The sequence below is a fragment of the Methylobacterium sp. GC_Met_3 genome, from assembly GCF_026540775.1.
In the GTDB taxonomy this organism is placed as follows: Bacteria; Pseudomonadota; Alphaproteobacteria; order Rhizobiales; family Beijerinckiaceae; genus Methylobacterium.
The window spans coordinates 1-10,527 of sequence record NZ_JALNUL010000086.1 but is presented as its reverse complement, the minus strand read 5'-3'; the positions used below and the strand labels follow the sequence as shown (position 1 = coordinate 10,527).

The following is a 10,527-nucleotide window of genomic DNA, read 5'->3' as shown; positions in this document are numbered from 1 at the left end:
CTGGAGCTGATCGAGGTGCAGGTCGGCTCCTATACCGGCGAGGACGACATCATCCGCGTCGAGGATATCTACGGGCGCTGATCCCTGGAAGCTGCAGGCCGCTCAGTGTCCGGTCGAGCGGAAGGACTAAACGAGCGAGGCGCCTGAGGATTGCAACAGCTATAGCTTGAGCAAGGCTTTTGCGGAGGCGAGGGTCGCTTTCTGATCCCATCAGAGGCGTCGGTGGCGGCCGATCCAGTCGAAGAACTGTTCGACGAACCACCGGCCCCAATGAACAGCAAAGCCAACCTGATCCAGCGGCCTGCGCACGACCTCGACGAAGACGATCGTCGCGATCGCCGGCTGGTCGCTGGCATCAGCAGCGTCGGCGGCGGCTTTGGTGATGAACGGGAAGGTCCGACGCCACAGGTGAAGCATCGGAATGGCCCCGTCTTGGTCCTGCACGTCGTTAGGTTCCCGATCGAGGACCGGCGTACACCGTGCGGGTCGACCCGCGCTCGGCGTGTGAGGCCGTTGATCTTCTTGCCAGCGTCCCAGCCGCATGGGCCGCCAACCTCGGTCGTTTCCTTGGTCTAGCCGTAGAGCAATGCTGAAGACGAGGCTTCCGGCGTGACACGCTACCGTCCGGACCCATAATGGTGGCCCGGACGGCTTGGGTGTGATTCACGGCTTCCGTGGGAGGAGCCGATGGATTAGTTCTGGCTGACGGACGAGCAGTTTGCGCGGATCACGCCGCACTTGCCCACCGACACACGGGGCAAGGAGCGCGTAGACGACCGGCGGGTGATCAGCGGCATCGTCCACGTGCTCAAGTCCGGCGGGCGTTGGACGGACGCACCGCGTGAGGTCTACGGGCCGAAGAAGACGCTCTACAACCGCTTCGTACGCTGGGCGGCCAAGGGGGTCTGGGTCGGCTTGTTCGAGACGCTGGTGCAAGCCGGCGGCCCGCCCTCCCAGGTGCTGATCGACTCCACCGCCGTGAAGGCCCACCGCTGCGCCGCCGGGGGTAAAGGGGGGAGCAGAACCAAGCCATCGGCCGCTCGCGGGGCGGGCGCACGACCAAGATCCACGCCCTCACCGATCGCTTCTGCCGCCCGCTCGCCTTTCTGCTGACCGGTGGGCAGGCCGCCGACTGCAAGGCCGGCGCGCTGCTGCTCGAACGTCTGCCCGCCTGCCGCATCGTGCTGGCCGACAAGGGCTACGACACCGACGCCATCCGCCGGCAGATCGAAGCGGCCGGGGCCGCACCCAACATCCCGCCCAAGATCAACCGGCGCTGGAAGCCCCGCTTCTCGCCCGTGCTCTATCGCGGCCGCAATGCCATAGAGCGGATGTTCGGGCGGCTCAAGGACTTTCGCCGCATCGCCACCCGCTACGACCTCTCGGCCACGAACTATCTCGCTGCCGTCTGCTTCGCCGCGACCGTCAGCTACTGGTTATGAGTCCGGACGGTAGCGAGCGGGCTCGACGAGATGACGGTTGATCCGGCCAAACAAGCCTGCGTCGCGCCAGCGGCCGAGTCAGCCGAATTTCGTTGAATGTGGCGGCAGATCCTTGATGTGAGCCGCCATGCGATGCCGCCGCGCAGAACGTAGAGAATTGTGTTATGGGCTGATGTTCTGGTGCGTCTAATTTAAAAGTTCGATGCACGATGGCTGCAAGGGAGCATCCGAGAAGTTCGTCAATGGACGATGCGTCCGACAGAAGCGTCGGTGGCGACGGCCCCATAGCCGAGGCCGACTCAGGTCGCGATTTCAGGGTATCCGCGGACGACAGAACTATCAGCACCGCAGGCTCGCACGAACTGTGAAAGAGCGCGATCCAGGGTCGTCATGATCCCTATGGCGACGCGATCCGGCGCATCCGGAAGGGCAAGTTGATGGTCTGCTTTCCGGCCCCGAGAGCCGCACCAGCCGCGGCTCGCCGATGTGGGCGGCAGCGCGTCAAATCCCCGCCGGGTCAGGACATTCGAGATTCTCGCGCCACCAGATGGCGGTTCACCGGCGTTTTGTTCTCAAGGACCACTGGCGCTCGATCCGGTCCCAGACCCGGCACCACAACCAGTCCGGTAACCGATAGACCCGAACCGCGGTCACCCACCCGGCCAGTACGATCAGGGCTATGTGGGCCAACGTCTCCAGTATCAAACCCGGCGGCTCGTCGGGCTCGGCTCGGTCGTACCAAATTGGGTCAGTGTGCCGCTGCGGTTCATTGTGGTTCAAAGCAGGGCCCTCCACCGCGCAGGTTGCGCGCGGCACATGAGGATTAGCAAATCATTTACCACACGCGCTGTCACCCCCGACGCGAGACCCGCGCACGCAGGCTGTACACGTCGCGGCGAAGAGTGCTGCTTGGTCCGGAAAGAGGCATGCAGCACGCCGGATGGGTGCTTTCGATCCCGCAAGACGAGAGGGCGGCCGCTGGATGGCGACCAACCTGGGATGTTAGTTCCGGCCGCTTAAGCGCTCAGCCGAGTCCCCGCGGCGGAGCCAGCTGACCTAGTAAATGTCTCCAGCGCCCCGGCACCTGCCGCGTTGCTCAGCGGCGACCCCACGCCGTGGCGCGTCAAGCCTCTGCTGCGGATCGCGTTCGCCGAGCCGGGCGCGTCAAGCATATTGCGGCACCGTTGCTGTTTGTACCAAGCGCACCACCCTGGAATCGCGGCCCAGCGACATCCTCGCCTGACAGCTGCGACCACATCCGCACCGAGGCCACCAAGAGGGGCGACGATCGCGATCAGCTCCCGATCTCCTAGACCGTCACGGAGAAGTCGCGATGGCCGGCCCGCTCCAACGTGCCACCCCGACCACTGCATCGGCTCTTCACCCCGTCCGGCGGAAAAGCTATGTGACAGCTGGCCCGGAGCGCGAATCGTCGTGAGTCCGCGGATCCGGGCATGGCCCTGCTCCAGCGTTCTATCCGGGCGCAATATCGATTGCGCGCGGGACGGCTTCGACGCCCCAACTGCTCCCACCCGAGCTCAGTACCCGCACCGTGTGCGATACATGGCTGGGCGACGCCCATATGTGGGGTGAGCACGCGGTCGAGGGCTTTGCCACCAGCCATCGGACTGACGGCGCGGCGACCCGCGCCGGCGCGCGGACGTCTCGGTCCGCCCGGCGGGCCGGAGGGCAGGTCGACCGAACCGAACTCTCTTTCTATTGTAGCGCTCAATGTATGGTGGCGCCAGATTCCGCAATGACCCGAGCCTTCGACCCTCAGCGATCAAACCCGCCGATGAACGATCGCTGGGCGTCCGTCATGGCGGCCTTTCGACCGCTGACTGCCGCCCTCAACGGGTCTACCGCGGCCTGATATCCGGTCTTTGATGTACACAAGTCCTCACGTAAACTCTCTACCCTCACTCTGGCGCCAAAGCCACGAAAACCGACTTCTCGGCTCGACGGTTGGTATGCCCCGGGTCTGAAAGTTGTTCGCGACTTGGTCAGGCGACATGGCAGGGATCGAACTGACGGGTTACCGCATTTCAGCTACGTGGTTTTTTCGATCGCCCCTATTTCGAAAATCGGCGATTGATCTAACGTGGGCAGGAAAATCCCTAGAGCAGGGTCAATCAGCCAATTTGGTCGATGGTCAGCACTCTGGGGTCGGCGGTCGAGTTTAGCGATGATATTCGATTTGCATAATATCAAAGGCCAGGATGAGATTGATGTAGAAGTGTGCATTGTCGGGGCGGGTGCGGCCGGGATAGCGATAGCGCACCGCTTGGCCGGCGCGGGGATTAAATTCTGTTTGGCGGAGGCTGGCGGCTGGAGCTGCGAGGCCGAGACGCAGGATCTCTATCGGGGCTACAGCGTCGGCCATCCGATCGATCCCTGCGAGGGCCGGTACCGGGTGTTTGGCGGTTCGACCATCCTGTGGGGTGGAAGATGCGCAGAACTTGATGCGATGGATTTCGAAGCCCGCGACTGGGTCCCACACTCTGGCTGGCCGATCCGGAAATCTGACCTGGATCCGTATTACGAGCAAGCAAAACGCCTTATCAATTTTAAAAAACCCTGGATCAGCGATAGGCTTGCGATCGAAAGGCGGCCGCAGCTGAAGATCGTTGAGTCCGACGATAATGTCGATCTCTTTGTTTGGCGTGTCGCGTCGCCCGATCTAATAAAAACAGTCCGGAGCTACATGAAGCTCGGGTTTCAGAGAAACTTCAATTTCGCTGAATCGTATTCGAAGATGCTTCATTCGAACGAAAAAGCTCATGTCTATCTACATGCGAACTTATGTTCTCTCGAAAGCAATATCCATGGCAGTAGTATCACAGCTGCGATATTTAAATCATTGAACGGCAACCTTCTAAAGGTCCGGGCGAAATACTTTGTTCTCAGCGCAAGCGGCGTAGAAAATGCAAGAATCCTTCTGAATCTCCGGCCCAACTGTTTACGGCAGGTGAATAAACATGATAATATCGGTCGTTACTTCATGCAGCATCCTCGGGGATGTATTCTAAATTTGCTGGCAGATGGAAAACAAGCTAGGTTTCTTCAGAGGAATCTCAATAATTTTATCAGGCCCCCGCGCTATGAAATTCGTTATGAATATGGTTTCAGCCTCAGCAAGGCCTCTCAAATTGAACATAAGCTGCTGAACGCGAGTGCGGCGCTGCAGTACAAAGCCGGCGATGACGCCGCTTGGACGGTGGGCAGGCGCCTGAGGGACAATTTAAAAAAAGGAGAATTGTTCTCGCTTCGAAATCTCGGCGACATTGGGGCTCTACTGCTCGGGGCCGGATCTGTTCTCAACAATTCTATTCGAAAATATATCACGGGATTTGAACTAAGTATTCCGAAGCCGGTGATCGAGGTCATCGTCGATTTGGAGCAAGAACCGGATAGGGAAAGCCGTATCTTCCTGACAGAAGATGCCGACGTAACGGGCCTGCGGCGCGTGGCGATCGACTGGAAAGTTGGACCGGCCGAGCGGCGAACGGCGCGGTTTATGAGCGAGAAGCTTGCCCAAAAATTCAAGGCCGCCGGTCTTGCAGAATCGGTCGCACCCGACTGGCTATACACAGACGCGCCCCTGACCAAACATGATCTTGCCGGAAACTACCATTTTCTCGGTGCGACACGTATGTCAGAGACGCCAGAATCTGGCGTCGTCGACTCAAACTGTCGCGTTTTCGGAAGCCACAATCTCTATGTCGTCGGAGCCTCAGTGTTTCCCACGAGCGGTCACGCTAACCCGACGCTCACGATCGTTGCTCTCGCGCTAAGGCTCACAGATCATCTGATGACGCGAAGATCTGAATCGAGAGGGACCAGCGGAACATCAATTGAAAACTCATCTCAGGATGCGGGCCTAGCGTCCTCGAATATTTAATTTAGAAGCGCTCTCGCGGGCGACGAACGTGATGGGGAGATGAGATGCCCGCTGCAGATCGCGTCGTATTCAACGGTAAATTCTTGTCTAGTGATCTGACCGGGGTCCATCGTGTCGCATTCGAGTTGATGCGTGCCTGTCATGAGGTGCAGACCCGTCTCTGCGTCCCCGGTCTTAACATGGAAATCTCCGTGCCAGGCGGCGAAATTTTGCCAAGATGGCGCGCCACATCGACTCTCGATGGGTTCGAGATTCGGCGCGGTATAACATATGGTCATCTGTGGGAACAAGTAGAGCTTCCCCTTTGCAGTCGGGGGCAGGTGCTTGTCAACTTGTGTAATCTAGCCCCCGTACTTAAGAGAAGATCAGTAACTATGATCCACGATGCGCACACTTTCAATGTGCCGTCGTCGTACCCGTTGATCTTTCGTGCTGCTTATCAAGCTGCGTTGCCGCTGATCGGGCAAGTTCATGCCGAGATCGTCACCGTCTCCGAATACTCAAAGTCAGAGCTGATCAGGAATGGTATTGCCTCGGCAGATAAGATTACCGTCATTTACAACGGTGTCGATCATATGCTTCGATTCAATACCGATGTCGGCATCATTCGGGCCTTAGGTCTCGGTGGGCTGCCATATTTTGTCGGCTTATCCAGTGTGCAGCCCCATAAGAATATCAAGATGATAATCAATGCTTTTAGGGATCGGCGATTAGAAAGCGTGCGATGCGTATTGATCGGTCCCGATCGGCGGGAGGAATTCGCCCGCGAGGGAATCTTGGTGCCGGACAACATAGTCTTTTCGGGTATTCTGACCGACGACCAACTGCGAGGATTGCTGGAGAACTCAACCGCCACGCTGAGTCCGTCGACGACGGAAGGATTTGGGTTGCTACCGCTTGAGGGCATGATCTTGGGTTGCCCTACGATAGTGGCGCCGTGTGGTTCCTTGCCGGAGGTGTGCGGTGCCGCGGCGATCTACGCTAAACCGGACGACGAGGAGGGATGGATCGCGGCGATCGCTGATCTCCGCGACGCCCCCCAGCACAGGACGATGTACTCCGCACTCGGCGTGGCTCAGGCACAGAAGTTTACATGGTCACGCGCAGCGCGCCGTCTTCTCGATGTGTGCGAGAGGATAGCGTATTCGCCGGTCTCGGTTGGAGTCGCCAGATGAGCGCCCGCGCAAGGTTATGCGTTATCTTTGCGACTGTGGGGAGACCCGCAGATATCGAGCGATGGACGTCTCTTCTTCAGAATCAGTCTCAGCCCCCGGAGACGGTCATCTACTCGGTCACGTGTGCTGAAGATCTGCCGTCCGTTGAGAAGCTGTATCCGCATTCTTCTGTTGTCGTCGGGGATCGCGGTCTAGCCAAGCAGCGTAACCGTGCGCTGGAGTTGGCTGTCTCAGAGCACGACATCATCGTCTTCTTCGACGATGACTTTGTTCCATCTAACGATTGGCTGGTGGGCGTTGTATCCGCGTTCTCTGCGTATCCCGAAGTGGTCGGTATCGACGGGCTCGTGATCGCCGATGGTATTAATTCAGGCGAGATACCATTCGCTACGGCGCTGGATTTGGTGGAGAAATACGCCGATGATGACAGCAGGCAGGGAGCGCCGCCGATCCGCCAGACGGGGCTGTACGGTTGCAACATGTCGTTCCGTGCTTCGGCTATTGAAGATACTCGCTTTGATGAAAATCTCCCACTCTATGGTTGGCAAGAGGATGTAGATTTCTCGTCGCGCCTGAAGTGCCGTGGTAAGCTGCTCAGGGTTAGTTCGTCGTTTGGCGTACACCGTGGGGTAAGAGGCGCGAGACTAAACGGGTTCTCACTCGGCTATTCTCAGATAGCGAACCCGCTTTATCTTTTCAAAAAAAAATCAGTATCGCTTAAGTTCACCGTATCCATTATCTTGCGAAACATCGCGATGAATCATCTTCGGTCTTTGCGCCCAGAGGACGGTATCGACCGCCGCGGCCGGCTGCGGGGAAATTGGTGTGCGGCTTTCGACTTAATCCGGCTGAAAATTCATCCAACCCGCATTCTTGAGTTCCAGTAAATCATCGCAGTACTGTCTAAATTGTAAAATCTTGTTTCGTTCGACCGCTTGGCGCGTGATCGATATTCGCGCCATGCCGTTTGGTGGTCGTAGCAGATCAGTTGTGGTGCGCCGTGGTGAGATGCTCACACCGCGCCATTCGGATACTTCTTGTCATCGGAACGGATCGCAGGAACGCTATTTTAGTGGGGTGCCGGAGAACAGCATCAGGGAATCACCACCCCGCCCCGTACGGAAGGGGGTATTTCGAGGTGTCCGCTCGAGATGAGATCGCGACGCGCGCTGGACGCTGAAGCGGGCCAGGGCGCGCCCGGCTAAGGGGGACGGCACCAAGGCCATGGTCGAGATCGCTATCCCGGTGTTCGGGTACAAGACGCACGTCTCGATCGACCGCAGGCACGGCTTCGTCCGGCGCTTCACCGTGACCAGTGCGGCCGCGCATGACGGGGCGCAACTGGCCAACGTCCGCGATCCGGCCAATACGGCAAGCAACGTCTGGGCCGACACCGCCTACCGCTCCAAGGCCAACGAAGCCCATCTGGCCAAGCGGGGCCGGCGCTCGAAGATCCACTTCCGACGGCAGCCCGGCCACGACCTGACGCCGTCGCAGCGCAAGGCCAACCGCGCACGCTCCAAGGTCCGCTTTGCCGTCGAGATGTGTTTGACCGGCCAGAAGCACCGCTTCGGCCTGTTCGTGCGCACGATTGGTTTGGCCCAAGCCCGGACCAAGATCGGGCTCGCCAACCTAGCCTACAACCTCAAGCGCTTCCAATGGATCGAAGCCCGGCAGTGGCGGCCTGAGGCAACCTCGGGATGGGCTCCTGAGCCCTTCTCGACCTCCGCCAGACCGCCAGAACGCCGGTTCGATCACGCCAAAGCTGCGAACGGCGTCAAATCGACAGCCAACCCTCCGCAACTGCATGGTTCTTCGAGGTGTCCGAACGGGCACCCAGTCCGTGCCTCCTTGGGCTGGCGCACGAGGTTCACCGCGTTCTGGCTCAGCCAGTCCGGGCCGCAGCGAAGACGCGATGACGACTTAGGGGCGTCGAGCAGCCGCGGCGCGGCCATCCCGCCTCAACGAGCCGCGGCCCACTTTTTCGGGGGCGGTAAGCTTGCAGGCGCCTGTCAACCCCGCGATCTAGCATTTCGCCGCAATGCGTCCATAACCTCGTCAGGCGTGGCATCGCATCCTGCGGGTACGACGAACTTGACCGCCCGTTCATTCTGTCCTTCGTCGCGGAGGATATGCAGAACAGCTCCCGCCCGCCGCGCGAAGTGTAAGAGGGTAAGCTTCATCGCGGCGAGTTGGCCATCGAGGACCTGACCGCGGTAAGCGTAGTATACACGGTCGCCAATAAACGGAGGAGAGGCGAGCGACAAATCAGCGCCGTGCGGCGCCGGGTCGACGAAGTCTACGGGCACTGGCACGCCGCAGGAGGCGATCCAGACCGCACGACGGCCGGTTTCCGCGCGCGGTAGAGATACGCCTTCACCGAGTGAGACGCTTTCCACCGCGACCACGGGATCGCGGACCCAAGCGGAATGAACCCGGATCAGCGCGGACAAAACGAGCAGCGTGCATATCGCAACGAGAGCGAAGCGATCCGCCCTTTTCAGACTCGGCGTGCCGCTGGACATCGCGTTCGCTCGATTAGAATGACGATCGGCACGATCGAGGCCGTGATCGATGCGAGAGCGACGGCGACCGAACCGGTCTCGTCATGCCAGAAATGGTAAGCGGTCGGCGAGGGCAACATCGCCAAGATGCGCGCGACGTTGATCGCTACCACCAGGACTGCACTGGTCGCGAGAGCCGAGCATTCCGCGGCACCTGGACGCCGGCCGGCGACTTTGAGCAGGCAAAGCCAGATCAATGCTGCGAGTGAAAGGTTGTGAAACGCCGAGCAACCGTCCAACATGACGATCGACCACTCGGGATGGGTGCTGAGGTAGACGCCGGTCGCGCGTAGATCTGGGTAGGCGAAGCGACCGACCCAGGCCATGAACTGGACCTCAAACGGCTCAATCCCCTGATAGAGCAACTTGAAGGCGAGCTTGCTCCAGAGTTCACACAAGCACAGCGCCAGCCAAATTTGGCCTATGTCAGCTATCAGACGGTCTCGGTACGGTCGAGTGATCAACCAAATCGCGGCGACTGTCATGCCGGCGTAGACGGCGTGGGGCTCAGGCGCGAACCACGTCAGTGCGCAGATGACCACGACCGCGAGATCTACCGGCGTCAGCGCTGGTCGCGATTTGCGTGTGGTTATGAGGAGTGAAGCGACGGCCGCGATCGCAAAGAGCTCGCCGACATTGAGTTCGACGAGACGCTGCCATCCTGGATTTGACGTGGGCAACACGCGCTGCAGCGCGGCAGAAAGGGCCGTGCCGCAGGAGAAGGTCAGAAGAGCCCAGCTGGCTGCTCTGTTCGGAAGATGCGCGGCAAGCGCTCGGATCGACCCGCCAAGCGCCCCCGTGCTGCCTCGAGCGACGATCCAGGCCACAGCGGCCTTAGGCGGCAGCCTGGTCGGACCGAGCGTTGCGCCTGCGACGAAGGAAGGCGAAGGTGCCCCCAGCCAGTGCCAAGCCGAAGAGGGTATTCACCTCGGGCGCGGGAGCACCGCCGGACATGCCGCCGCCGCCGCCGCCGGATGGGCCCCCGGAGAAGGATGCCGTCTGCGCGAAGGAGCCGCTCGACGTGGTGAATGTACTAATAACGTTGCCCGAGAAAGTCCCGCTGGTAGACCCGACGGTACCCTGAACGCTCAGCTTGACGTTGCTGACCGCATCATTGAAGCTCAGATTCAAGATGCTTGAAGTTGGAATGGGGCTGACCACTGAGCCCGTGGCCGTGCCCAAATTGTACGTGGAGCCACCGAAGCTCACCGTTGCATTCCCGCCCGTTACACCGAAACCGCTGAGCGTGAAGGCGCCAGTCGCCGAGTAAGCGTTGCCGCTGAGTACTGAGTTGGGGCTCAGGCTGAAGCTGTATGTAGCGGCGTTCGCCGCCGAAGAGCCGATCAGTCCCAGCGCAACGACCGCGCACGCCGCCCTCTTGACGCCCGACATCTGCCTAATTCCTCTCGGCTTGATCTCAAAGACAGCGCACACCGCTGAGCGCA

9 protein-coding genes and 1 pseudogene are annotated in these 10,527 nt (G+C 60.0%); 6 read left to right on the top strand and 4 right to left on the bottom strand.

The annotated features are described in order from the left end of the window. Nucleotides 1-81, top strand: an 81-nt coding sequence (locus tag OXS27_RS30600; RefSeq protein WP_267361401.1) for a hypothetical protein, incomplete at its 5' end; no start/stop codon positions are given. Between the two features lie 129 nt (nt 82-210). Here OXS27_RS30600 and OXS27_RS30595 read toward each other — a convergent pair. Further along, on the bottom strand, nt 211-444 hold the full coding sequence (locus OXS27_RS30595; protein WP_267361397.1) for a hypothetical protein: 234 nt from the start codon (nt 442-444) through the stop codon (nt 211-213). Nucleotides 445-702: 258 nt separating this feature from the next. Here OXS27_RS30595 and OXS27_RS30590 point away from each other — a divergent pair. Next, nucleotides 703-1,442 (top strand): IS5 family transposase gene (locus OXS27_RS30590; RefSeq protein WP_267361399.1). Its coding sequence is split into 2 segments (ribosomal slippage): nt 703-1,012 and nt 1,012-1,442, totalling 741 coding nucleotides; the frame shifts between segments, so codons are not numbered across the junction. Between the two features lie 81 nt (nt 1,443-1,523). Here the strand turns inward: OXS27_RS30590 and OXS27_RS30585 are convergent. Further along, nucleotides 1,524-1,606: pseudogene (locus tag OXS27_RS30585) on the bottom strand (IS5/IS1182 family transposase); the annotation flags it as partial. Between the two features lie 2,021 nt (nt 1,607-3,627). On the opposite strand from OXS27_RS30585, the gene OXS27_RS30580 reads away from it, so the two are divergent. The 4 genes from OXS27_RS30580 (at nt 3,628) to OXS27_RS30565 (ending at nt 8,729) form a co-directional block, all read left to right on the top strand. Continuing rightward, the gene (locus OXS27_RS30580) at nt 3,628-5,343 is read left to right on the top strand and encodes a GMC family oxidoreductase (protein WP_267361395.1); all 1,716 of its coding nucleotides are present in this window, start codon (nt 3,628-3,630) and stop codon (nt 5,341-5,343) included. Between the two features lie 44 nt (nt 5,344-5,387). Next, nucleotides 5,388-6,518: a glycosyltransferase family 1 protein gene (locus tag OXS27_RS30575; protein ID WP_346733032.1), complete on the top strand. Its 1,131-nt coding sequence runs from the start codon at nt 5,388-5,390 to the stop codon at nt 6,516-6,518. Further along, nucleotides 6,515-7,405 (top strand): glycosyltransferase, encoded by an 891-nt coding sequence (locus OXS27_RS30570; RefSeq protein ID WP_267361391.1) that lies wholly within the window; start codon nt 6,515-6,517, stop codon nt 7,403-7,405. The genes OXS27_RS30575 and OXS27_RS30570 overlap by 4 nt, the downstream gene beginning before the upstream one ends. 337 nt (nt 7,406-7,742) lie before the next feature. After that, nucleotides 7,743-8,729 carry a transposase gene (locus OXS27_RS30565; protein WP_267361389.1) on the top strand — a complete coding sequence of 329 codons (987 nt, stop codon included), beginning with the start codon at nt 7,743-7,745 and terminating at the stop codon, nt 8,727-8,729. Between the two features lie 289 nt (nt 8,730-9,018). Here the strand turns inward: OXS27_RS30565 and OXS27_RS30560 are convergent, their stop codons facing one another. Continuing rightward, nucleotides 9,019-9,909, bottom strand: a complete 891-nt coding sequence (locus tag OXS27_RS30560) for a hypothetical protein (RefSeq protein ID WP_267361387.1) — start codon at nt 9,907-9,909, stop codon at nt 9,019-9,021. A gap of 7 nt (nt 9,910-9,916) precedes the next feature. Beyond that, nucleotides 9,917-10,527 (bottom strand): PEP-CTERM sorting domain-containing protein (locus OXS27_RS30555; protein ID WP_267361385.1); only part of this gene is annotated, 611 nt, incomplete at its 5' end.